16 protein-coding genes and 1 pseudogene are annotated in these 23,951 nt (G+C 61.0%); 9 read left to right on the top strand and 8 right to left on the bottom strand.

The features are described 5' to 3' along the window. Positions 1-38 precede the first annotated feature (38 nt). The 3 genes from HX783_RS14665 to HX783_RS14655 form a co-directional block, all read right to left on the bottom strand. Positions 39-875: a 23S rRNA (adenine(2030)-N(6))-methyltransferase RlmJ gene (locus tag HX783_RS14665; protein ID WP_177017329.1), complete on the bottom strand. Its 837-nt coding sequence runs from the start codon at positions 873-875 to the stop codon at positions 39-41. 85 nt (positions 876-960) lie between these two features. Further along, entirely contained in the window at positions 961-1,686 is a 726-nt protein-coding gene (locus tag HX783_RS14660; RefSeq protein WP_177017328.1) for a DUF4123 domain-containing protein, read from the bottom strand. 15 nt (positions 1,687-1,701) lie between these two features. After that, positions 1,702-3,711, bottom strand: coding sequence for a type VI secretion system tip protein VgrG (locus HX783_RS14655; RefSeq protein ID WP_177017327.1), 2,010 nt, complete (start codon positions 3,709-3,711; stop codon positions 1,702-1,704). A gap of 187 nt (positions 3,712-3,898) precedes the next feature. On the opposite strand from HX783_RS14655, the gene HX783_RS14650 reads away from it, so the two are divergent. Next, on the top strand, positions 3,899-4,387 hold the full coding sequence (locus HX783_RS14650; protein WP_177017326.1) for a DUF2165 family protein: 489 nt from the start codon (positions 3,899-3,901) through the stop codon (positions 4,385-4,387). 79 nt (positions 4,388-4,466) lie between these two features. On the opposite strand, the gene putP is transcribed toward HX783_RS14650, so the two are convergent. Further along, positions 4,467-5,951: a sodium/proline symporter PutP gene (putP, locus tag HX783_RS14645; RefSeq protein WP_177017325.1), complete on the bottom strand. Its 1,485-nt coding sequence runs from the start codon at positions 5,949-5,951 to the stop codon at positions 4,467-4,469. Between the two features lie 464 nt (positions 5,952-6,415). On the opposite strand from putP, the gene putA reads away from it, so the two are divergent. Together putA and HX783_RS14635 are read left to right on the top strand one after the other, a co-directional pair. Next, positions 6,416-10,369, top strand: coding sequence for a trifunctional transcriptional regulator/proline dehydrogenase/L-glutamate gamma-semialdehyde dehydrogenase (putA, locus tag HX783_RS14640; RefSeq protein WP_177017324.1), 3,954 nt, complete (start codon positions 6,416-6,418; stop codon positions 10,367-10,369). Between the two features lie 213 nt (positions 10,370-10,582). Beyond that, the gene (locus HX783_RS14635; RefSeq protein ID WP_177017323.1) at positions 10,583-12,385 is read left to right on the top strand and encodes an acyl-CoA dehydrogenase; all 1,803 of its coding nucleotides are present in this window, start codon (positions 10,583-10,585) and stop codon (positions 12,383-12,385) included. Here HX783_RS14635 and HX783_RS14630 read toward each other — a convergent pair. Together HX783_RS14630 and HX783_RS14625 are read right to left on the bottom strand one after the other, a co-directional pair. Next, positions 12,382-12,675, bottom strand: a complete 294-nt coding sequence (locus HX783_RS14630) for a cell division protein ZapA (protein ID WP_159953819.1) — start codon at positions 12,673-12,675, stop codon at positions 12,382-12,384. The two genes, HX783_RS14635 and HX783_RS14630, sit on opposite strands and share 4 nt — an antisense overlap. Then, a complete protein-coding gene (locus HX783_RS14625; RefSeq protein WP_138817172.1) occupies positions 12,672-12,902 on the bottom strand; it encodes a hypothetical protein in 231 nt (76 codons plus the stop codon). Before HX783_RS14625 ends, HX783_RS14630 begins: the two co-directional genes overlap by 4 nt. A 223-nt stretch (positions 12,903-13,125) precedes the next feature. On the opposite strand from HX783_RS14625, the pseudogene HX783_RS30305 reads away from it, so the two are divergent. From HX783_RS30305 to trxC, 6 genes and pseudogenes are all read left to right on the top strand, one after another. Then, a pseudogene (locus tag HX783_RS30305) lies at positions 13,126-13,902 on the top strand (MCP four helix bundle domain-containing protein); the annotation flags it as partial. A gap of 30 nt (positions 13,903-13,932) precedes the next feature. Further along, positions 13,933-14,805, top strand: coding sequence for a methyl-accepting chemotaxis protein (locus tag HX783_RS30300; protein WP_371317688.1), 873 nt, complete (start codon positions 13,933-13,935; stop codon positions 14,803-14,805). A gap of 222 nt (positions 14,806-15,027) precedes the next feature. Beyond that, complete coding sequence (locus tag HX783_RS14615; RefSeq protein ID WP_177017321.1) at positions 15,028-16,770, top strand: potassium/proton antiporter; 1,743 nt, start codon at positions 15,028-15,030, stop codon at positions 16,768-16,770. 55 nt (positions 16,771-16,825) lie between these two features. Beyond that, entirely contained in the window at positions 16,826-20,164 is a 3,339-nt protein-coding gene (gene mscK / locus HX783_RS14610) for a mechanosensitive channel MscK (protein WP_177017320.1), read from the top strand. Positions 20,165-20,212: 48 nt separating this feature from the next. Then, positions 20,213-21,676 carry a protein adenylyltransferase SelO gene (gene selO / locus HX783_RS14605; protein ID WP_177017319.1) on the top strand — a complete coding sequence of 488 codons (1,464 nt, stop codon included), beginning with the start codon at positions 20,213-20,215 and terminating at the stop codon, positions 21,674-21,676. A gap of 170 nt (positions 21,677-21,846) precedes the next feature. Next, on the top strand, positions 21,847-22,281 hold the full coding sequence (gene trxC / locus HX783_RS14600; RefSeq protein ID WP_034105847.1) for a thioredoxin TrxC: 435 nt from the start codon (positions 21,847-21,849) through the stop codon (positions 22,279-22,281). A gap of 133 nt (positions 22,282-22,414) precedes the next feature. On the opposite strand, the gene HX783_RS14595 is transcribed toward trxC, so the two are convergent. Continuing rightward, the gene (locus tag HX783_RS14595; RefSeq protein ID WP_106577556.1) at positions 22,415-22,636 is read right to left on the bottom strand and encodes a DUF6124 family protein; all 222 of its coding nucleotides are present in this window, start codon (positions 22,634-22,636) and stop codon (positions 22,415-22,417) included. A gap of 331 nt (positions 22,637-22,967) precedes the next feature. Next, positions 22,968-23,738: a ParA family protein gene (locus tag HX783_RS14590; protein ID WP_177017318.1), complete on the bottom strand. Its 771-nt coding sequence runs from the start codon at positions 23,736-23,738 to the stop codon at positions 22,968-22,970. Between the last annotated feature and the right edge of the window lie 213 nt (positions 23,739-23,951).

The following is a 23,951-nucleotide window of genomic DNA, read 5'->3' as shown; positions in this document are numbered from 1 at the left end:
ACAAGATACATTCCCACGCAGAGCGTGGGAACGATCAGTTACTCAGCGATAAGCCAATCCATCTGCCACCCGCCCTGGGTCTGGCCAAGTTTCTTGGACAGCCACGGCAGCAGTTCACGCAACTCCTCTTCCAGCCCCCACGGCGGGTTGGCAATCGCCAGGCCCGAGCCCGTGAGGGTATTGGGCGTGTCCAGCGGATGCACCAATAACTCCACCCGCAGCAACTTCGGCGCACCGGTGCCGGCCAGGTCCTGGTAGAAGCGACGCAACATGCGCGGGTCTTTCACTGGATACCAGATCGCTGCAACAGTCTGGCGCATGCGGCTGACCGCTTCCTTGAGGGACGCTGCACAGCGCTGCATTTCGTCGAGCTTTTCAAACGGCGGATCGATCAGCATCAACGCGCGTTTTTCCGGCACCGGCAGCAAGGCGCGCGGCACATGCCAGCCTTCGCCCAAATGCACTTTGACGCGGCGATCGCCCTTCATGTTGTCCTTGAGCAGCACGCCGTCTTCCGGGTGTTTTTCATTCAGCAACACACGGTCCTGAGGCCGTGTGAGGCGGCGCGCCAGCTCCGGCGAGCCAGGGTAGTAGCGCAACTGGCCATCCGGGTTCATTTCGTGCAGCACGCGCATGTAATCGGCCGTCAGCGGCGGCAGGTCACTCTCGCCCCACAGGCGGGCGATGCCTTCCAGGTATTCACCGGTGCGGTTGGCCTGATCACCTTGCAGGTCGTACAGCCCGATCCCGGCGTGGGTGTCGAGGTAGGCGAACGGCTGCTCCTTGCGCGACATCAAGGCGATGAGGCGGGTCAAGGTCAAGTGTTTGAAGACATCGGCGTGGTTGCCGGCGTGAAAGGCGTGACGATAATTCATGGTTGCTCCTGCGCAGGAGGCGAAGTTTACCTTCTACCGGAGCAAAGGGGCAGAGCGTGGCGAGCGGGCTTGCCCCGCGTTGGGCTCAATTCATCTCTAAGGTCAGGTACTCAGTCAGTGCTTCATGACTGACACCCGGCCTGCGCGCAAAGTAGGCGACCTTGTGGCGCAAGGTCGCAGGCGTGAAGGCGGTAAACAGGTCGGGTCGCTGTTCTTCGAGCCATTGCAGCAGGTTGTCGATCAGCACGTGGGGTGATTGCTCCGCCAGATGCGCCAATAACGAGGCAGGCACTTGCCACCATGGGCTGGTGTTGGCGGCCGTAACCGGGCCTGTCACCACGACCAGCGGTTGGCCATTGATCAGATAGCGCTGGAATACCGGCAACACCTTCCCCGCCGCGTCGCCCAGCGTTTGCACAATCGGCAGCCATTGAGCGCCATCCCAGAAACGTAAAAATACCTCCTGGCCGTCAGGCAGCAACACCTTGGTCAGGCTTTGCAGGTGCGCGACCACGGTTTCCAGCGGGCTGGATGATACTGCCAGCCAGCCCCAATCCGTTGAGTCGGTGGTGGCGACCCAGTCGAGAAAGGCGCTGCCGGGCTCGATGACGGCAACGTAAGGCATTACTTCATTCCATTGCGCGTAGGCGCTGCCTGCCCAGATTGGCTGGGGCGGCAGTCCGACGGCCATGGCTTGCCAGGCGGCATAGGGTTTAGCGTCGCTGGCACTGCCCAATACCGCGACAATTCGCTCATCGGGCAGCAAAGGAAATTCGGCCAGCCAGGTGTGTGGAGTCAAGGAGTGACGCATACGGGTAAATTCCTTTTAAGGTCGAACCTGAGTGTGGTCGGCGATATCACATTGGCCGTTCTTGCAGCGCTCACACTCTTCGCAAAATGGCGCGCTGCGTTTCAGGCTGGCCACTTGCACGCGGCTGAGCGGTGCGGGAACAACCGCCGCCAGCGCTTCCTTGATGCCCGGAAGTAACGGCGCAGCTGCAGCAGCGGGCGCACCACCCAGCTGAATCGGCACGCTGCTGAAAATGCCGCCCGCCGACAGCGTGATCGACTGCCCGCCCGCCTGGATCGTAACGCTGGCACCGGCGTCGATAACAACGCTTTGCCCTGCTCCGATCTGAATCGTCCGCCCCGCGCGCATCTGCTGCGAACCACCGACCACCAGATGATCATCCTGCTTGAGCTCGGTGAGGCGGTTGCCATGGGTAATGCGCTGCTCTTCGCCTTGCAGCTCGTGATGCGACTCGCCGCCCACCTTCACCCGCCGTTCGTTATCGACCTGCACCTGCTGGTCATTCAGCACGTGCTGGGTCCAATCGCGCTGGGCACGCAGGTAGATTTCCTCGGCGCCCTTGCGGTCTTCAATGCGCAGTTCGTTATAGCCACCACCGCCAGGGCTGCTGTGGCTGCGCAAGATACTGCGGGTCTTGTCCGCCGGCAGGTCGAGGGGCACGGGGTTGGCCGCGTTGGGCAGGCAACCCATCACCAGCGGCATATCTATGTCGCCATTCACGAAACCTACCAACACCTCCATACCGACCCGCGGGATCAGTACCGCACCATAACGGTCGTGGGCCCAGCCGCTGGCTACCCGCAGCCAGCAACTGGAGTGCTCATTGTGTTCGCCGTCGCGGTCCCAGGCCATCTGCACTTTGACCCGGCCGTATTCGTCGCAATGGATCTCACTGTCTGCTGGCCCTGTGACCACCGCGTTCTGGTAACCGGATATTTGTGGGCGGGGCAGGATCAGCGGCGTTCGAAACGGCACATCCCAAGGTGTTGCATGAAAATCGTTGTTGTAGCCCTGAGGCGATTTATCGCCAGGGGCTGACTCCTCCAATACTTGAGGCTGCTGCCCCACATGGTACACATAGGTAACGAGCCACAAATCATTCCATTCCTGACGAGGGTGCCCGGTCATCTTCAAAAACTGCCCAGTGACCAAGGCCGGTTGGTCGCTGAAACCGCTGGCTTTTCGGTAATCGCTGCGATGACGTTCCAACCGGCGCTGCGCCTGGTACTTGCCATGCTCGCGATCCGTGAAGTATCCGGGGTAAAGCTGCTCGCCCAGGGCGGGCCGTTGCTCGCCGGATGCTGCACTTTCCAATGCAAGTTTCGGCTTCTTGAAATCGTAGTCGCGCAGATCTACACCGGTCGTGCGGGTTTCCAGTGCCAGGGTAAAGCGCTTGATCGCAGGCGCATCGGCAACCATCCCAGTACCGGGCGAGTAAGGGGTGGTTTGATCCTGTTGGATAAAGACACTCTGGTCATCGCCGAACACCAATAGGTGACGCTCAGGGCTGTGCTGGAAGTGGTAGTGAATGCCCGACTCGTCACACAAGCGTTGAATGAACTCAAGGTCGGTTTCACCGAATTGAACACAGTACTCACGTTCGGGGTACTTGCCACTTAGTTGAAACGCGAAGGTGTCAGCCTGGATCGACTGGGCCTCCAACACCCGCGCAATGATCTGGGGCACAGTCTGTTTCTGGAAAATCCGCTGGTGCGTACTGTGATGCAGATAAGCCAACTGCGGCACCAAGGTGATCTGGTAACGGGTAAGACGCTTGCCCGCATCGCCTTGGGCCACCTTATATACCAGGCCGTGAATACCGTGGCCATCAGCGTCAAACCCCAGGAAAGCCTGACGGTGCATCAGACTTTCAAGGTCAAGATCGGCTTGTTCGCTGACCAGCTCAAGATCAAAGCTAAAGGGCAGGCTAAGAAATTCATTGCCCGAGAACCCATAGACCTTCAGATCGCTGGGCTGCCCATCGAGGGTCAGGGTAAACGCGCTTTCATTGGCAGGAGCGAACATCCGGTGTTTCTCTGCGAGGGGTGGGCGGTCGATTCTGCACCAGCTTTTTGCCCTCCTGAGCGCCGCGCGGCCAAATCAGTATGTTCCTACGCCATGAGTGCCCGATTCTTCATGTTCCCTGCGTCGAAAGCACGCCACCGCCGTGCTAGCGTAATTGTCCCTTTCTCGCCGGATCACTGGAAAAAGCATGGCCATCCGCTACGCAAAAATCATCTTGACCCTCGCCCTCGCCGCCTTCGCCAGCATGGTTGCGTTCAACAACATCACGGACTACGGCTCCAACTTCGCCTTCGTCCAACACGTGCTGAGCATGGACACCACGTTCCCCGGAAACGCGGCCATGTACCGCTCAATTACTACGCCGTGGCTGTGGCACGCGGCCTATGCGCTGATCATCCTGGGAGAGGCGCTCTGCGCGCTGTTGCTGGCCTGGGGTGCGCTGTCGCTGTGGCGCGCGCGTCACGCCAGCGGTAGCGACTTCAACCGCGCCAAAGCCCGCGCAATCAGCGGCCTCGCCCTCGGCTTTGTGGTGTGGTTTTTTGGTTTTATGGTGGTGGGCGGGGAATGGTTCTTGATGTGGCAATCCCATCAGTGGAACGGCCAGGAAGCGGCGTTCAAGTTCTACATGGCGATTCTGGGCGTGCTGATTTTTCTTAATCAAGCGGATGCTGACTGAATCGACCCTAAAAAAAGGCCCGCCATCCGTAGGATGCGGGCCTTTTTTCCAACTCAACGGGCGCTAGGCACCCGAAGAATTACTTGTTGAGGTTGTAGTCTTTCTCCGCAGCATCAAAACGCTCGACCATACCGGCAGTCGGTGCGCCCAGCTTGCTGACGACGTAGATCGCCAGGCTGGCGAAGATGAAGCCAGGGATGATTTCGTACAGGCCCAGCAGCTCGAAGTGCTTCCACACAATCACCGTCACCGCACCGACCAGGATGCCGGCCAGTGCGCCGTTGCGGGTCATGTGCTTCCAGATCACCGAGATCAGCACCACAGGCCCGAACGCGGCGCCGAAACCGGCCCAGGCGTAACTCACCAGGCCCAGCACGCGGTTGTTCGGGTTGGCGGCCATGGCGATGGCGATCAGGGCCACCAGCAACACCATGGCGCGGCCGACCCACACCAGTTCAACCTGGGAGGCGTTTTTGCGCAGGAAGGTTTTGTAGAAGTCTTCGGTCAGCGCGCTGGAGCACACCAGCAATTGGCAGCTCAGGGTGCTCATCACCGCCGCCAGGATGGCCGACAGCAGCACGCCGGCAATCCATGGGTTGAACAGCAGCTTGGCCAGTTCGATGAACACGCGTTCGTGGTTCTCGTTGACCGGGCCAGCCACTTCCGGGTGCGCCGAGAAGTAAGCGATACCGAAGAAACCCACCGCCACGGTGCCGCCCAGGCACAGGATCATCCAGGTCATGGAGATGCGGCGTGCGTTGGCAATCGACTTCACCGAATCCGCCGCCATGAAACGCGCGAGGATATGCGGCTGGCCGAAGTAACCCAGGCCCCAGCCCATCAGCGAGATGATGCCGATGAAGGTGGTGTTTTTCAGCATGTTGAAGTTGTCAGGGTTCTTGGCTTCGATCGCCAGGAAGGTGGTGTCGACGCCACCGGTGGCCAGCAGCACGATGATCGGCGTGAGGATCAGCGCGAAGATCATCAGTGTGGCTTGCACGGTATCTGTCCAGCTGACTGCCAGGAAACCACCGACGAAGGTGTAGGCAATCGTCGCGGCAGCACCGGCCCACAGCGCCGTCTCGTAGGACATGCCGAAAGTGCTTTCAAACAGACGGGCACCGGCGACGATGCCGGACGCGCAATAAATAGTGAAGAACACCAGGATCACCACTGCAGAGATGATCCGCAGCAGGCCGCTTTTATCTTCGAAACGGCTGGAGAAATAATCCGGCAGCGTCAGGGCGTCGCCGTTGTGTTCGGTCTGCACCCGCAAGCGGCCAGCCACGAACAACCAGTTCAGGTATGCGCCGACGATCAGGCCGATGGCGATCCAGCTTTCCGACAGGCCGGACATGTAGATCGCGCCCGGCAGGCCCATCAACAACCAGCCGCTCATATCGGAGGCACCGGCCGACAACGCGGTGACCACGCTGCCGAGGCTGCGACCGCCGAGGATGTAATCGGAGAGGTTGTTGGTGGAGCGATAGGCCATGAAGCCGATCAGCACCATTGCTGCGATGTAGATCACAAACGTGATCAGGGTGGGGTTGCTAACGCTCATAAGAAGTGACGCCCTGGCTTTGTTTTTATGTAGCGACGGTCTGAGTCAGACGGCCACCCGTGGATAACCGGGTAGACGAAACTGCGTGCCGTGCATTTATGACTGGCGTTTCCCCAGGAAAGCCGCCAGCCGATGAACCGAACCTTGCAGCTGGTTGCACCTTGGGCGCGAATGCTATTCAACAAAGTAAATAAGGTGCAACCAGTTTCTTGAGAATAAGTTGCACCTGGGTATGTTTAGGGCAAAACATCGGTTTTTTGCTCCTTTTCGGAGCAAGAACAGCCGATCTCAGAAGCAAACGCACCAAGGAGGAGCGGATTCCGTCGAAGGCCGGATTTTTTCCCGATCACGATCAAAAAAATCCTGAACAATTTGGGTTGCACCCGGTTGCACCTCTGCATGCGCAAAGCTAATCTTGCCGCCAGCAGATGCCACGCAGTAGTGGCACCCATGAGGATAAAAAGATGGCTACGACCACCCTTGGGGTCAAACTCGACGACCCGACCCGCGAACGCCTCAAGGCCGCCGCGACCTCCATTGATCGCACGCCGCACTGGCTGATCAAGCAGGCGATTTTCAATTACCTGGAGAAACTCGAGGGTGGTGCAACCCTGACCGAGCTCAATGGCTCGGGCAGCAAGGACGCTGAAGACGCAGGCGAAGTCCAGCCGGACCACGCCCACCAGTGCTTCCTGGAGTTCGCCGAAAGCATCCTGCCGCAGTCCGTACTGCGCGCCTCGATCACCGCCGCCTACCGCCGCCCCGAGCCGGAAGTGGTGCCGATGCTGATCGAGCAGGCCCGTCTGCCGCAGCCGATGGCTGAAGCGACTAACAAGCTGGCCGCCTCGATTGCCGAAAAACTGCGCAATCAGAAAAGCGCCGGCGGCCGTGCCGGCATTGTTCAGGGCCTGCTGCAAGAATTTTCCCTGTCGTCCCAGGAAGGCGTGGCTTTGATGTGCCTGGCCGAAGCGCTGCTGCGCATCCCGGACAAGGGCACCCGCGACGCGCTGATCCGCGACAAGATCAGCACCGGCAACTGGCAGCCGCACCTGGGCAACAGCCCGTCGCTGTTCGTCAACGCCGCCACCTGGGGCTTGCTGCTGACCGGCAAACTGGTGGCCACGCACAACGAGGCAGGTTTGACCTCGTCCCTGAGCCGTATCATCGGCAAGAGCGGCGAGCCGATGATCCGCAAGGGCGTCGACATGGCCATGCGCCTGATGGGCGAGCAGTTCGTTACCGGCGAAACCATCGCCGAAGCCCTGGCCAATGCGAGCAAGTTCGAAGCCAAGGGCTTCCGCTATTCCTACGACATGCTCGGCGAAGCCGCACTGACCGAACACGATGCCCAGAAGTACCTGGCCTCGTACGAACAAGCCATTCACTCCATCGGCAAAGCCTCTCACGGCCGTGGGATTTATGAAGGCCCGGGCATTTCCATCAAGCTCTCGGCCCTGCACCCGCGTTACAGCCGCGCGCAGTACGAGCGCGTGATGGATGAGCTGTACCCGCGCCTGCTTTCGCTGACCTTGCTGGCCAAGCAGTACGACATCGGCCTGAACATCGACGCCGAAGAGGCCGACCGCCTGGAGCTGTCGCTGGACCTGCTCGAGCGCCTGTGCTTCGAACCGCAACTGACCGGCTGGAACGGCATCGGTTTCGTGATCCAGGCGTACCAGAAGCGCTGCCCGTATGTGATCGACTACGTCATCGACCTGGCGCGCCGCAGCCGCCATCGCTTGATGATCCGCCTGGTGAAAGGCGCCTACTGGGACAGCGAGATCAAGCGCGCCCAGGTCGAAGGCCTGGAAGGCTACCCGGTGTACACCCGCAAGGTGTACACCGACGTTTCCTACATCGCCTGCGCGCGCAAACTGCTGTCGGTGCCGGAAGCGATCTACCCGCAGTTCGCCACGCATAACGCCCATACCTTGTCGGCTATTTACCATATCGCCGGTCAGAACTATTACCCCGGCCAGTACGAGTTCCAATGCCTGCACGGCATGGGTGAACCGCTGTACGAGCAGGTTGTAGGCAAAGTTTCCGAAGGCAAGCTGAACCGTCCGTGCCGCGTGTACGCACCGGTCGGCACCCACGAAACATTGCTGGCTTACCTGGTGCGTCGCCTGCTGGAAAACGGCGCCAACACCTCGTTCGTCAACCGCATTGCCGACCACACCATCTCGATCCAGGAGCTGGTGGCCGACCCAGTGGCCAACATCGAGCAGATGGCAACGCTGGAAGGCGGCTTCGGCCTGCCGCACCCGCGTATTCCACTGCCGCGTGACCTGTACGGCAGCGACCGCGCCAACTCGGCGGGCATCGACCTGGCCAACGAACACCGCTTGGCGTCGCTGTCCTGTGCCTTGCTGGCCACCGCGCACAACGACTGGAAAGCCGCGCCGATGCTGGGCTGCGCGTCCAGCAATGAAGCCGCTGCACCGGTGCTGAATCCGTCCGACCTGCGTGACGTGGTCGGCCATGTACAAGAAGCCACTGTTGAAGACGTCGACAACGCGATCCAGTGCGCCATCAACGCCGGCCCGATCTGGCAGGCCACCCCGCCCGCCGAGCGCGCCGCGATCCTGGAGCGTGCCGCCGACTTGATGGAAGGCGAGATTCAGCCGTTGATGGGCCTGTTGGCCCGCGAAGCCGGCAAGACGTTCGCCAACGCCATCGCCGAAGTCCGTGAAGCCGTGGATTTCCTGCGCTACTACGCCGTGCAGGCGCGCAACGATTTCACCAACGACGCCCACCGCCCGTTGGGCCCGGTGGTCTGCATCAGCCCGTGGAACTTCCCGCTGGCAATCTTCAGCGGCCAAGTCGCTGCGGCACTGGCTGCCGGTAACCCGGTATTGGCCAAGCCTGCCGAGCAAACCCCGTTGGTGGCGGCACAAGCCGTACGCATCTTGCTCGAAGCAGGTATTCCGGAAGGCGTGCTGCAACTGCTGCCGGGCCAGGGCGAAAGCGTCGGTGCGCGCCTGGTGGGTGATGATCGCGTCAAAGGCGTGATGTTCACCGGCTCCACCGAAGTCGCGCGCCTGCTGCAACGCAGCGTCGCCGGTCGTCTGGATGCCCAGGGCCGCCCGATTCCGCTGATCGCCGAAACCGGTGGCCAGAACGCGATGATCGTCGACTCTTCGGCGCTGACCGAACAAGTGGTGATCGACGTTGTGTCGTCGGCCTTCGACAGTGCCGGCCAACGCTGCTCGGCCCTGCGCGTACTGTGCCTGCAGGAAGATTCGGCAGATCGTGTAATCGAAATGCTCAAAGGCGCGATGGCTGAATGCCGCCTGGGCAACCCGGAGCGCCTGTCGGTAGACATCGGGCCGGTAATCGACGCCGAAGCCAAGGCCGGTATCGAAAAACACATCCAGGCCATGCGCGACAAAGGCCGCAACGTGTACCAAGTGGCAATCGCCGATGGCGAAGAGATCAAGCGCGGCACCTTCGTGATGCCAACCCTGATCGAGCTGGAAAGCTTCGACGAACTGCAACGCGAGATCTTCGGCCCGGTGCTGCACGTGGTGCGCTACAAGCGCAAAGAGATCGACCAGCTCATCGCGCAGATCAATGCCTCCGGCTATGGCCTGACCCTGGGCGTGCACACCCGCATCGACGAGACCATCGCCAAGGTGATCGACAACGTGCATGCCGGTAACGTGTATGTGAACCGCAACATCGTTGGCGCTGTGGTTGGCGTGCAGCCATTCGGCGGCGAAGGCCTGTCGGGCACTGGCCCGAAAGCTGGCGGGCCGTTGTACCTGTACCGTTTGCTGTCGACGCGTCCTACCGATGCCATCGAACAATCCTTCGTACGTGGCGACACGTTGGCCGCGCCGGACGTGCGCCTGCGCGATGCCATGAGCCAACCGCTGACCGCCCTGAAAACCTGGGCCGACAGCAATAAGTTCAGCGAGCTGAGCGCGCTGTGCAGCCAATTCGCCGCGCAGTCGCAAAGCGGTATCACCCGCCAACTGGCCGGCCCGACTGGCGAGCGCAACAGCTATGCGATCCTGCCCCGCGAGCACGTGTTGTGTCTGGCGGACGTCGAAGGCGACCTGCTGACGCAACTGGCGGCAGTGCTGGCCGTAGGCGGTTCGGCGGTATGGCCGGAAACTGACCTGACCAAGGCATTGTTCCCACGCTTGCCGAAGGACGTTCAGGCGAAGATCAAGCGCGTGGCCGACTGGACCAAGGACGAAGTGGTGTTCGACGCAGTCTTGCACCACGGCGACTCCGACCAACTGCGTGCGGTGTGCCAGCAAGTGGCGCAACGCGGTGGCGCGATTGTCGGCGTGCATGGTTTGTCGCAAGGTGAGACGGCGATTGCGCTGGAGCGCTTGGTAATTGAGCGGGCGTTGAGTGTTAACACCGCTGCGGCGGGCGGTAACGCCAGCCTGATGACTATCGGCTAACTCATGTGGGAGCGGGCTTGCTCGCGAATGCGGAATGTCAGTCGCCTGATGTATTGACTGATCCACCGCTTTCGCGAGCAAGCCCGCTCCCACATTTGACCGCATTTCGAATCCCCGCCTCTGTTCTGCCTCTGCATCACGCAAATCAATCTTGCTATCCAGCCTCTATTCGCGCACTTAGACTCAGGCCTATCCCAACACAGGTAAGCCGCCATGTCCGAGACGCTGCTCAGTTCCCGCAATCTGGCTTTCGAGCTGTACGAAGTCCTCGATGCCGAGGGCCTGACCCAGCGCGAGCGGTTTGCCGAGCACAACCGCGAGACTTTCGATGCGGCCATCAGCACCGCGCGCAGCATTGCCGAGAAGTACTTCGCGCCGCATAACCGCAAGAATGACGAAAACGAACCGCGCTATGAAGACGGCCAGGCGATCCTGATTCCGGAAGTGAAACCGGCCGTGGACGCGTTTCTCGAAGCGGGCTTTCTCAACGCCGCACGCAGTTTCGAAGCAGGCGGCATGCAGCTGCCGACGTTGCTGTCCCAGGCATGCTTTGCGCACTTTCAGTCGGCCAACGCGGCTTCGACCTCCTACCCGTTCCTCACAATGGGCGCGGCCAACCTGATTGAAAGTTTCGGCACCGAGGAGCAGAAGCAGCGCTTCCTGCAACCGATGATCGACGGCCGCTTCTTCGGCACCATGGCGCTGACCGAGCCGCATGCCGGCTCGTCCTTGTCGGATATTCGTACACGGGCAGAGCCTGCGGCTGACGGCACTTATCGCCTCAAGGGCAACAAGATCTTCATCTCCGGTGGCGACCATCCGTTGTCGGAAAACATCGTGCACATGGTGCTGGCCAAGCTGCCGGACGCGCCGGCCGGGGTGAAGGGCATTTCGCTGTTTATCGTGCCCAAGTTCCTGGTCAACGAGGATGGCAGCCTGGGCGCGCGCAATGACGTGCTGTTGGCCGGGCTGTTCCACAAGATGGGCTGGCGCGGCACCACGTCCACGGCGCTTAACTTCGGCGATAACGGTAATTGCGTCGGCTATCTGGTAGGCAAACCGCACCAGGGCTTGAGCTGCATGTTCCAGATGATGAACGAGGCGCGCATCGGCGTGGGCATGGGCGCAGTCATGCTTGGTTATGCCGGCTACCTCTACTCGCTGGAATACGCCCGCGAACGCCCGCAAGGTCGCCTGCCGGACAGCAAAGACCCCAGCACCGCGCCGGTCTCGATCATTCAGCACGCCGATATCAAGCGCATGCTGCTGACTCAAAAAGCCTACGTGGAAGGCGCCTTCGACCTCGGCCTGTATGCCGCGCGGCTGTTCGATGACACCACCACCCTGGAGACCGACGCCGAACGCAAGCAAGCCCACGAACTGCTGGACCTGCTCACGCCTATCGTCAAATCCTGGCCATCGGAGTTCTGCCTCAAGGCCAACGAGCTGGCGATCCAGATTCTCGGCGGCCATGGCTACACCCGCGAATACCCGGTGGAGCAATACTACCGCGATAACCGCCTGAACCCGATCCACGAAGGCACCCACGGCATCCAGTCGCTGGATTTGCTCGGGCGCAAGCTCGCGCAGAATGGCGGTGCGGGCCTCAAGCAATTGATCCGTTTGATCGCCGAAACCGGCGCACGGGCTCAGGAATATCCATCACTGACGCCACTGCGCGAACCGTTGGAGCAGCTTGTGACCAACCTGCAGCGCGTCACACTCGGCCTGCTGACTGATCTCGCCCAGGGCAAGGTCAACAGCAGCCTGGCAAATTCGGCGCTGTACTTGAAGGTGTTCGGGCACACGGTGATTGGCTGGCGCTGGCTGGAACAGGCGATTCGCGCCGAGGAAGGCCTGGCCAAGGGCCATGCGGCGGATGTTGCCTTCTATAAAGGCAAGCTCCAGGCCGCTCGGTACTTCCTGACCTGGGAAGTGCCGAGCTGCCATCATGAACTGGCGATTCTGGAGGCACGCGATGACACGTGCCTGGGGATGCAGGATGCGTGGTTCTAAGGCGTTCCGATCGCCTTGGAAATCACTTCGACCGTGGCGCTGACTTGCTCTTGGTAACGGTCGAGTTCCTGCTGGTGATGCTTTTGCATTTCGATCTGCTCGGCGCACAGGTTCAGCGCGGCCAGTACCAATAATTTGTCACCGATCAGGGTCGGGTACTTTTTCTTGGTGGTGGCCAGGGAGGCCTTGAGCATGGTCACGGCGTGCATCAGGGTTTGATCTTCCCCTTCCGGCGCCTTGATCGAGTAATCCTCTCCGAGAATCGAAACGACCTTTATCCCTTCATTCATGCGCCGACAGGACCTGCGCTCACACGCTCAACCAGGGCCTGGATGCGCGCGGCAGTGGCGCCGTGTTTTTCTTCCTGTTCCATCAGGTTCAGTTGCAGGCTGTCGTTTTCATCCTTGGCACGGGCCAGTTCCGCCTTGAGGGATTCATTGCTGCCGAGCAGGTCCTGGTTTTGTTGTACGAGGTCAGTGACAAGCTGTTCAAGCTGGCTGAGGGATGCTTCTAACATTTTGATTTCTCGGGCTTTTTCAAAGGGCGGTGACGATAAAGAAAAATCACCTCGGAAGCCAGGGTTATCCCCGGCGCGCAGCCCGATTTTTAAGGGCCGGGCCGCGCTTTCGAGCCTTAGTGACTGCATTTACCCCATCTGGTTCCTGAATCCGCTAAACCCCTCGTCAGATGCGACAAAAGCGCGCGCCCCCTTAAGACTTTAGTCGCATGGCCGATAGAAGATGCACACCCCGTCTCATGGCCGCACGGATCGCGCTTCTCCCCAGGACTCCAGCATGTCTCTTCGTAATATGAATATCGCGCCGCGCGCCTTTCTTGGCTTTGCGTTTATTGGTGCACTCATGTTGTTTCTCGGTGTGTTCGCCCTGAACCAGATGAGCAAGATCCGTGCTGCCACCGAAGACATCACCCAGTCCAGCGTGCCAAGCATTCGCGCCCTCGACGAATTCACCCAGCTGACCCTGCGCCTGCGCGTGTTGTCGTACCGCTTGCTGACCAACCGCGAGCCGGATGTGCAGCAAAAGACCCTGGAAGCCTTTGAACTGCGCAACCAGCAGATCCGCACCGCCCAGGGCGTGTACGAAAAACTCATCGAGAGTGGCGAAGAACGCGCGACCTACGATGAATACGTGCGTTTGCTCGGCCAGTACCACCAGATCGAAGAGCGCATGAAGAGCTTGTCTCGCGCCAACCAGATCGACGACCTGCGCAACTTGCTCAACACCGAATTGCTCAGCAACTCCGAGCAGGTCAACGCAGTGCTGACACGCCTGCTGGACATCAACAACAAGATGGCCAACGCCACCAACCAGCAAGCCAAAGACCAATACGACATGGCGTTTGAGCTGGTGGTGGGCCTGCTGATCGTGGCCACGGCGCTGACGGTGTTGTTCGCCTGGCTGCTGACCCGCAGCATCACCGTGCCGATTTCCCAGGCACTTGAGGCCGCCGAGGAAGTCGCCGAAGGCAACCTGACGCGCCCGATCAAGGTCGACGGCAACGACGAAGCCGGCCGCCTGCTGGCCGCCATGGCCAAGATGCAGGACAAATTGCGCGACACCCTGCAACGCATCGCCGGTTCCGCCACCCAGCTGGCTTCGGCCGCCGAAGAGCTGAATGCCGTCACCGACGAAAGCGCCCGTGGCCTGACCCAGCAGAACAACGAAATTGAACAAGCCGCCACCGCCGTCAACGAGATGACCAGCGCCGTCGAAGAAGTCGCGCGCAATGCGGTCAGCACCTCCGAAGCCTCGCGCGCCGCCACCACTTCTGCTGGCGATGGCCGTGATTTGGTGCAGGAAACCGTCAGCGCCATCGAGCGCATGAGCGGCGACGTGCAAGCCACAGCCACCTTGATCGGCGACCTGGCGAATGAATCGCGGGATATCGGCAAGGTGCTCGACGTGATTCGCGGCCTGGCCGACCAGACCAACCTGCTGGCCCTGAACGCCGCCATTGAAGCCGCGCGCGCCGGTGAAGCCGGGCGTGGGTTTGCTGTGGTGGCGGATGAAGTGCGGGCCCTGGCCCATCGTACCCAACAGTCGACCAGCGAGATCGAGCGCATGATCGGCAGCATTCAGACCGGCACCGAGCACGCGGTGGATTCGATGCGTAACAGCACCGAGCGCGCCGAATCGACGCTGAACATCGCCAAAGGCGCCGGGATGTCGCTGGACACCATCAACACCGCGATCATAGAAATCAACGAACGCAACCTGGTGATCGCCAGCGCAGCGGAGGAGCAGGCGCAGGTGGCGCGGGAAGTGGACCGCAACCTGGTGAACATTCGTGATTTGTCGGTGCAATCGGCCACGGGCGCCAGCCAGACCAGTGCGGCGAGCAGTGAGCTGTCGCGCCTGGCGGTGGATTTGAATGGGATGGTGGGGCGCTTTCGCCTGTAACTGACACCGGTGATTGATCGTTCCCACGCTCCGCGTGGGAATGCAGCCTGTGACGCTCCGCGTCACGCCTTAAAAGCGGACGCAGAGCGTCCAGCGAAGCATTCCCACGCAGAGCGTGGGAACGATCTTTTGACAGCGCAGCAATTCAACAGGTTAGAATCGCTGGCACGCAGACTGCATGGTCAGTTTGCGCCCCGTCTTCCCAGCTCTGGAGTACTGCCTTTGAATGCGACGACCATCAACAGCCTGTTCTTGATCGGCGCGTTGCTGGTGGGTGCGAGCATTCTGGTGAGTTCTCTTTCGTCCCGCCTGGGCATCCCGATTCTGGTGATCATCCTGGCCGTGGGCATGGTCGCCGGCGTCGACGGCGGCGGCATCATTTTCGACAACTACCCGACCGCCTACCTGGTGGGCAACCTCGCCTTGGCAGTCATCCTGCTCGACGGCGGCCTGCGCACGCGGGTGGCGAGTTTTCGTGTAGCACTCTGGCCGGCGTTGTCGCTGGCGACGGTGGGGGTGTTGATCACCACCGGCCTCACCGGCATGGCCGCGGCCTGGCTGTTCGACCTCAATATCATTCAAGGCTTGCTGATCGGCGCCATCGTCGGCTCAACCGACGCCGCCGCGGTGTTCTCGCTATTGGGCGGCAAAGGCCTGAACGAACGGGTTACCGCCAGCCTCGAAATCGAATCCGGCAGTAACGACCCGATGGCGGTGTTCCTCACCGTCACCCTGATCGACATGCTCGCCACAGGCCAGACCGGCCTGCACTGGAGCCTGCTGACCCACCTGATCCGCGAATTCGGCATCGGCGGCATCGTCGGCCTGGGCGGCGGCTGGCTGATGCTGCAGATGGTCAACCGCATCAACCTGGCCACCGGCCTGTACCCGATCCTGGTCATCGCCGGCGGCCTGGTGGTGTTCGCCTTGACCAACGCCTTGCACGGCAGCGGCTTCCTCGCCGTGTACCTGTGCGGCCTGGTGATCGGCAACCGCCCGGTGCGCAGCCGCCATGGCATTTTGCATATGCTCGACGGCATGGCCTGGCTGGCACAGATCGGCATGTTCCTGGTGCTGGGCTTGCTGGTCACGCCCCATGATTTGCTGCCCATTGCCCTGCCGGCGTTGGGCCTGGCGCTGTGGATGATCCTGTTCGCGCGGCCGCTGTCGGTGATGGTCGGCCTGCTGCCGTTCAAGGCCTTCCACGGGCGCGAAAAAGCCTTTATCGCCTGGGTCGGCCTGCGCGGCGCGGTGCCGATCATTCTGGCGGTGTTCCCGCTGATGGCCGGCCTGCCCCACGCGCAGCTGTATTTCAACCTGGCGTTCTTTATCGTGCTGGTCTCGCTGCTGGTACAGGGCACCAGCCTGCCGTGGGTGGCCAAACTGCTGAAAGTCACCGTACCGCCAGACCCCGCGCCGATTTCCCGCGCAGCCCTGGAAGTGCACGTCACCAGCGAGTGGGAGCTGTTCGTCTACCGCCTGGGCGCGGAAAAATGGTGCATTGGCGCAGCCCTGCGAGAATTGAAAATGCCCGAGGGCACACGGATCGCGGCGTTGTTCCGTGGCCAGCAACTGCTCCATCCGTCGGGTAGTACGGTGCTGGAAGTCGACGATTTGCTCTGCGTGATCGGCCACGAACACAACCTGCCGGCCCTGGGTAAACTGTTCAGCCAGGCGCCGCAACGTGGCCTCGACCTGCGTTTCTTCGGCGACTTCGTTCTCGAAGGCGACGCCCAGCTGGGCGCGGTGTCGGCGCTGTACGGCCTCAAGCTCGAAGGCATCGACCCGGATATGCCACTGAGCCGCTTCATCACCCAGAAGGTCGGCGGTGCGCCGGTGGTGGGCGACCAAGTGGAGTGGAACAACACGCTGTGGACCGTCGCGGCCATGGACGGGAACAGAATCGGAAAAGTCGGCGTCAAATTCCCCGAAGGAAGTCGTCCAGGCCCTGGACTCTTCCTCTAAACTGCGGGGCCAGGCGCCACGCCCCCATTTTCTTTACCTTGCTCGACCGGTATCCATGACAACTCTGCGCACCTTTTTAGCCACTGCCCTGCTGGGCCTGACCCTTTGTGTGGGCAGCGTTTACGCCGCCGATGCGCCCAGTGCCGAGGCCATCCAGCAAACCCTGGACAAGCTGCCCGACCGCAAGCTGCCCGACGCCGATATGAAGGCGCTGCAGAACATCCTGCAACAGACCCTGACCTACCTGGGCAACAAGCAGGATTACGAGCAGCGCCTCACCGACCTCAAGCGCCAGCTGGAAGACGCCCCGCGCCAGACCACCGATAACCAGCGCGAACTGGTGCGGCTCAAGGCCACCAAAGTCATCCCGGTGGCGCAACGCTATGCCACGCTGCCCGTGCCGCAGCTCGAGCAATTGCTGGTGCAGCGCACGACCCAGCAAGGCGACCTGCAAAAGGACATGGCGGATGCCAACAGCATGTCCATCGCCGCCCAGACCCGCCCCGAGCGCGCCCAAACCGAAATCAGCAACAGCCAGACCCGCATCCAGCAGATCAACGCCACCCTTAAAGCGGGCAAAGATAACGGCAAGCCCCTCACCGGCGACCAGCGCAACCTGCTGAACGCCGAACTCGCCGCCCTCAACGCCTTGATTCCGCTGCGCCGCCAGGAACTGGCGGGCAACAGCCAACTGCAAGACCTGGGCAATAGCCAACGCGACCTGACGACCGAGAAGACCAGCCGCCTGGAACAGGAAATCCAGGACCTGCAAACCCTGATCAACCAGAAACGCCTCGCCCAGTCCCAGCAGACCGTGACCCAGCAGTCCATCGAGGCGCAAAAAACCGGCGGCAGCAGCCTGTTGGCCACCGAAAGCGCGGCCAACCTGAAGCTCTCCGACTACCTGCTCAAGAGCACCGACCGCCTCAATGACCTGACCCAGAAAAACCTGCAGACCAAGCAGCAACTGGACACCGTGACCCAAAGCGACTCGGCACTCGATGAGCAAATCAACGTGCTCAAGGGCAGCCTGCTGCTCTCCAAGATTCTTTATAAGCAAAAACAGGCACTGCCGCGCCTCACCGTGGACCGCGACCTGGCGGACGACATCGCCAACATTCGCCTGTACCAGTTCGAGATCAACCAGCAGCGCGAGGCGATCAGTTCGCCCAGCGCCTATGTGGATAACTTGCTGGCCAACCAGCCGCCGGAAGACGTCACCCCGCAACTGCGCCGCACCCTGCTGGAGCTGGCAATTACCCGCAGCGACCTGCTGGAGCGCCTGAGCCGCGAGCTGAGCGCGCTGTTGAACGAATCGATCACCCTGCAACTGAACCAGAAACAACTGCTCAGCACCGCCACCACTCTGCGCGCGACGCTGGACGAGCAAATGTTCTGGATCCCCAGCAACAAGCCGCTGGACACCGAGTGGCTGGAAACCGTACCGGCACACCTGAGCAAGCAAATCACCACCCTGCCGTGGGCCTCCAGCGTCAGCGAACTGTACGACGGCCTGACCCAGCGCCCGCTGCTGTTCCTGCCGTTGCTGCTGTTGATCGGCGCACTGCTATGGCGGCGCAAGGCGCTTTACCAGCGCCTTAACAAAGTCCACCTGGACATCGGCCACTTCAAGCGCGACAGCCAGTGGCACACGCCGCAGGCCATCCTGATCAATATCCTGCTGGCGATGCCGGTTTCCCTGGGCCTGGCGCTGTGCGGCTACGCGCTGCAGATCGACGCCCGTGGGCAGAACGCCAACCTCGGCTCGGCCCTGCTGCAGATCGCCCAGGCGTGGCTGGTGTTCTACACCGCTTACCGGATCCTAGCGTCGGGCGGCGTGGCGGAACTGCACTTCCGCTGGGAAAAACCCCAAGTCGAATTCCTGCAAGGCTGGGTGCGCAAGCTCGGGCTGGTGGTACTGGCCCTGGTGGCCGTGGTGGCCATTGCCGAACACCAACCGGCGGCGCTGGCCGACGACGTGCTGGGTATCGGCGTGGTGCTGACCTGCTACGCGCTGATGGCCTGGCTGCTGGGCCGCCTGCTGCTGCACAGCCCGACCCACGAAAAAGCCTCGCTGTTTCGCAAAGCCGTGGGCCTGGTGTTTACCGCCCTGCCCGTCGCCCTGTTTATCGCCGTGTGCTTTGGCTACTACTACACCGCGCTGAAACTCAGCGACCGCCTGATCAACACCCTGTACCTGCTGATGTTCTGGCTGGTGATCGAAGCCACCTTCGTACGCGGCCTGGGCGTTGCCGCTCGGCGCCTGGCCTACGCGCGCGCCCTGGCCAAACGCCAGGCGGCCAAGGAAGCCGGTGATGGCGAAGCGGTGATCGAAGAGCCGACCCTGGACATCGAACAGGTCAACGAACAGTCGATGCGCCTGATCCGCCTGGCCTTGCTCGGCGGCTTTATCGCCGCGCTGTACTGGGTGTGGAAAGACCTGATCACCGTGTTCTCCTATCTGGACAACGTGACGCTCTACGAATACACCAGCGGCACCGGTGCCAATATCAGCATGGTGCCGATCAGCATCGGCGACTTGCTCGGTGCGTCGATCATCGTCGGCATCACCTTCGCCCTGGCGCGCAACTTGCCCGGTCTGCTGGAAGTACTGGTGCTGTCCAAGCTGGATTTGGCCCAAGGCAGCGCCTACGCCACCACCACCTTGCTGTCGTATGTGATTGCCGGCGTCGGCTTCGTCTCCACCCTGTCGACCCTCGGCGTGAGCTGGGACAAATTGCAATGGCTGGTGGCGGCGCTGTCGGTGGGGTTGGGCTTCGGGATGCAGGAGATCTTCGCCAACTTCATCTCCGGCATCATGATCCTGTTCGAGCGCCCGGTGCGTATCGGCGACACCATCACCATCGGCAACCTGTCGGGCACGGTGAGCAAGATCCGCATCCGCGCGACGACCATCACCGACTTCGACCGCAAGGACATCATTGTCCCGAACAAGACGTTTATTACCGGGCAACTGATCAACTGGTCGCTGACCGACACCATCACCCGAGTCACGCTGAAACTGGGTGTGGACTACGGCTCCGACCTCGACCTGGTGAAGGAATTGCTGCTCAAGGCCGCGCGCGAAAACCCACGGGTGCTCAAAGAGCCGGAACCCCACGTGTACTTCCTCAACTTCGGCGAAAGCACCCTCGACCACGAACTGCGCATGCACGTGCGCGACCTCGGTGACCGCAACCCGGTAATCGACGAGGTGAACCGCTTTATCAACCGCGAGTTCAAGAACCACCACATCAACATCTCGTTCCGCCAGATGGAGGTCTACCTCAAGAACCTCCATGGCCAGGAATACAAACTGGTGGAAGTCGACACCCCGGCCAAACCCGCCAACGACGGCGGCGTGCAGGAACCGCCGCCGAGCAAACTCGACTAACGCGCCTATCCCCAGCAGAATGCTCGGACATTCTGCTGGAGATGGCCGGTGAAAGCCCTCGACGAACTGACCTTCGACAACCGCTTCGCACGCCTGGGCGTCGCGTTCTCAACCCACGTATTGCCTGACCCCCTCGACGAACCGCGCCTTGTGGTGGCGAGCAACGCCGCCATGGCCCTGCTCGACCTCGACCCGGCCGTGGCCGAAACGCCAGTGTTTGCCGAGCTGTTCAGCGGGCACAAGCTGTGGGCCGAGGCGGAACCACGGGCGATGGTCTATTCGGGGCACCAGTTCGGTGGCTACTCCCCGCAACTGGGCGATGGCCGTGGGTTGCTGCTGGGCGAGGTGTACAACGAGGCCGGCGAGCATTGGGACCTGCACCTCAAAGGCGCCGGGCTCACGCCTTACTCGCGCATGGGCGATGGCCGCGCGGTGCTGCGCTCTTCGATCCGTGAGTTTCTCGCTTCCGAAGCCCTGCACGCCTTGGGCATCCCCAGCAGCCGCGCCTTGTGCGTGATCGGCTCCGACACGCCGGTGTGGCGTGAGAAACAGGAACGCGGCGCCATGGTCTTGCGCCTGGCGCACAGCCATGTGCGCTTCGGGCATTTCGAATATTTCTACTACACCAAGAAGCCCGAACAGCAGAAAGAATTGGCTGAACACGTGCTTTCGTTGCACTACCCCGAGTGCATGGAGCAGCCCGAGCCTTACCTGGCAATGTTCCGCGAAATCGTCGAGCGCAATGCCGAGATGATCGCAAAATGGCAGGCCTACGGTTTCTGCCACGGTGTGATGAACACTGACAACATGTCGATCCTCGGCATCACCTTCGACTTCGGGCCGTTTGCGTTCCTCGATGACTTTGACGCGCACTTCATCTGCAACCACTCCGATCACGAAGGCCGTTACTCCTTCAGCAACCAAGTACCGATTGGGCAGTGGAACCTCAGCGCACTGGCCCAGGCACTCACGCCGTTTATCAGCGTTGACGCCTTGAAAGAAACCCTTGGCCTTTACCTGCCGCTGTACCAGGCCCACTACCTGGACCTGATGCGCCGCCGACTGGGGCTGACCACGGCTGAAGACGATGACCAGAAACTGGTGGAGCGCCTGCTCAAGCTGATGCAGAACAGTGGCGTGGACTACACGCTGTTCTTCCGCCGCCTGGGCGATGAGCCTGCAGCGCTGGCCGTGGCGCGGCTGCGTGATGACTTCGTCGACCTCGCCGGTTTTGATGCCTGGGCCGAACAGTACACAGCCCGCGTTGCACGAGACGGGGACTACAGCGAAGCGCAACGCCGCGAGCGCATGCACGCGGTAAACCCACTGTACATCCTGCGCAACTACCTGGCACAAAACGCCATCGCTGCTGCCGAGTCAGGCGATTACAGCGAAGTGCGGCGGCTGCATGAGGTACTGAGCAAGCCGTTTGAAGAGCAGGCCGGGATGGAGCAATACGCCCAGCGGCCGCCGGATTGGGGCAAGCATTTGGAGATTAGTTGTTCTTCATAAGAAGACACATGATCGTTCCCACGCTCTGCGTGGGAATGCCACCTGGGACGCTCCGCGTCCCGCTTTTTGCAATGATCTGCATCTGCGCACGGGTGACGCGGAGCGTCACGGGATGCATTACCACGCGGAGCGTGGGAACGATCACATTGGCCACATCCAAGGAGCCCCCGATGTCCGAACCTCTTGTAATCCCCTGCCCACATTGCAACGGCCTCAACCGCATCCCCGGCGAACGCCTGGGTGATGCGCCCAAATGCGGGCGCTGCAAGCAGCCTGTGTTGCTGAACAAGCCCTTTGAATTGAAACAAGGCGACTACGCCAGTCAGATCAAGGGCGACCTGCCGTTGCTGGTGGATGTGTGGGCTGACTGGTGTGGGCCGTGCAAGTCGTTTGCGCCGGTGTTTGAGCAGGCGGCTGGGCAGTTGGAGGGTAAGTGCCGGTTGGCCAAGCTGGACAGTGAGGCCAATCAGCAGTTGTCGGCGCAGTTGGGGATTCGCTCGATTCCCAGTTTGATTCTGTTCAAGAACGGCCGCGAAGTGGCGCGCCAGAGTGGGGCGTTTCCGTTGCCGCAGTTGATGAGTTGGTTGCGTAGCCAAGGGGTGTAATTCGGTTTTTTGATAACACCGCAGGCCAATGTGGGAGCGGGCTTGCTCGCGAATGCGGTGAGCCAGCTTGCCCATGTGTTAGCTGACACACCGTATTCGCGAGCAAGCCCGCTCCCACATTTTTAACCGTGTTTTAGGCTTGGGCTACGGGGGTTTCGCGGTCCATCATTTGGCCTACGAGTTGTACGCCGAGTTCGCTTAATTGATGGATGGCCAGGGCGACGTCGCGGTGTTCGCCGGTGAGGTCGTTGGATAGCTTGAGTAGTAGCGTGCGCACGGAAGAGAAGGTTTCGTAGCTGTTGAGCACGAGGGTTTCGGTGGGGAGGTTGGGTGCAACGGTATAAAGGTTAACCATGATCGTCTCCGAGTAGGGGGACGTCTCACCACGGGCTACTAAACCCGATCACTGAACATTCAGCGACCGAAGAACCTTAGAGACGCCCATCCAGACGCACAAGCCGGGCGATTCTGGCTTATCTGTAGGCAGCGAGACAAGGCGCAACCCCGCTTGCCAGACGCTTCCTACAGCCTCTGTGGGACAAATCCAAATCCCCTGCAGGAATGCAAAAACAAATGTGGGAGCGGGCTTGCTCGCGAAGGCGGTGCGTCAGTCGCCTATCTGCAAACTGAACCACCGCCTTCGCGAGCAAGCCCGCTCCCACATGGAGATTTGTGTTGCTGTCAGGTCAGCTGTTTTCCAGCAAGTTATGCAACTCCACAAACTGCTGTGTCAGCTTGTGCCGAGGGTCCAGGTGGATCAGCGGTTTGTTTTCCTGGTGCGACTCACGCATGCGCACGGAGCTGGCCAGGTACACCGGCAGCACCGGCAGGCCTTCGGCAATCAACTCCTCCAACATCTGCTGCGGCAGGCTCGCCCGGGCCTGGAACTGGTTGACCACAATGCCTTCAACCTCCAGGCCTTCGTTGTGGTCTTCCTTCAGTTCTTCAATTTCCGCCAGCAGGCCATACAGCGCCTGGCGCGAGAAGCTGTCGCAATCGAAGGGGATCAGCACACGATCAGCGGCAATCAACGCCGAAACCGCATAGAAGTTCAGCGCCGGCGGGGTGTCCAGGTAAATCCGGTCGTAATCCTCGCTCAACTCATCCAGCAGCTTTCGCAGCTTGTTGATCTTGTGCTTGGCCTCCAGCTTGGGCTGCAGATCCGCCAGCTCCGCAGTTGCGGTGACGACATGAAGGTTATCGAACGGCGTTTCGTAGATGTCCACGCGGTTTTTCTTGGAAAACGGCCCGGAAGACAGGGTTTGCTTGAAGAACTCGGCAATGCCCATCGGGATATCGTCGCCGGTCAGCCCGGTGAGGTACTGGGTTGAGTTGGCCTGTGCATCGAGGTCCACCAACAGGGTTCGATAGCCTTCACTGGCGCTGACCGCCGCCAGGTTGCAGGCGATGCTGGACTTGCCAACGCCGCCTTTCTGATTGAACACCACACGCCGCATGGAAAAACCTCCGTGTATCAATGAATGTCCGAGTGTAGAGGGCAAAAGCGCCTGTTAGCTACCTCGTTCATCCATGCACGACTGCATCGGTGGGCCAATTCGCTTCGACCGTCATACGTCGCCGACACATGAACAGGAACTGTCCTACAACCCAAATCAACCCCGGGTAAAGGACAATCTGTAAATCTTTGCCGCCAAATTGTAATCAGCCGT

This window comes from Pseudomonas sp. D2002 (genome assembly GCF_013385735.1).
Taxonomy (GTDB): Bacteria; Pseudomonadota; Gammaproteobacteria; order Pseudomonadales; family Pseudomonadaceae; genus Aquipseudomonas.
The sequence above is the reverse complement of the archived record's forward strand: the minus strand, read 5'-3'. Positions and strand labels throughout refer to the sequence as shown.

Bases quoted from the DNA above. Each gene is read 5' to 3' on its own strand.
- HX783_RS30300 (WP_371317688.1), top strand. From the start codon at position 13,933: ATGGCCAAGATGCAGGACAAATTGCGCGACACCCTGCAACGCATCGCC.
- putP (WP_177017325.1), bottom strand. From the start codon at position 5,951: ATGAGCGTTAGCAACCCCACCCTGATCACGTTTGTGATCTACATCGCA.
- HX783_RS14630 (WP_159953819.1), bottom strand. From the start codon at position 12,675: ATGAATGAAGGGATAAAGGTCGTTTCGATTCTCGGAGAGGATTACTCG.
- mscK (WP_177017320.1), top strand. From the start codon at position 16,826: ATGACAACTCTGCGCACCTTTTTAGCCACTGCCCTGCTGGGCCTGACC.
- HX783_RS14595 (WP_106577556.1), bottom strand. From the start codon at position 22,636: ATGGTTAACCTTTATACCGTTGCACCCAACCTCCCCACCGAAACCCTC.
- HX783_RS14635 (WP_177017323.1), top strand. From the start codon at position 10,583: ATGTCCGAGACGCTGCTCAGTTCCCGCAATCTGGCTTTCGAGCTGTAC.
- HX783_RS14660 (WP_177017328.1), bottom strand. From the start codon at position 1,686: ATGCGTCACTCCTTGACTCCACACACCTGGCTGGCCGAATTTCCTTTG.
- trxC (WP_034105847.1), top strand. From the start codon at position 21,847: ATGTCCGAACCTCTTGTAATCCCCTGCCCACATTGCAACGGCCTCAAC.
- HX783_RS14655 (WP_177017327.1), bottom strand. From the start codon at position 3,711: ATGTTCGCTCCTGCCAATGAAAGCGCGTTTACCCTGACCCTCGATGGG.
- HX783_RS14625 (WP_138817172.1), bottom strand. From the start codon at position 12,902: ATGTTAGAAGCATCCCTCAGCCAGCTTGAACAGCTTGTCACTGACCTC.
- HX783_RS14590 (WP_177017318.1), bottom strand. From the start codon at position 23,738: ATGCGGCGTGTGGTGTTCAATCAGAAAGGCGGCGTTGGCAAGTCCAGC.
- HX783_RS14665 (WP_177017329.1), bottom strand. From the start codon at position 875: ATGAATTATCGTCACGCCTTTCACGCCGGCAACCACGCCGATGTCTTC.
- HX783_RS14650 (WP_177017326.1), top strand. From the start codon at position 3,899: ATGGCCATCCGCTACGCAAAAATCATCTTGACCCTCGCCCTCGCCGCC.
- putA (WP_177017324.1), top strand. From the start codon at position 6,416: ATGGCTACGACCACCCTTGGGGTCAAACTCGACGACCCGACCCGCGAA.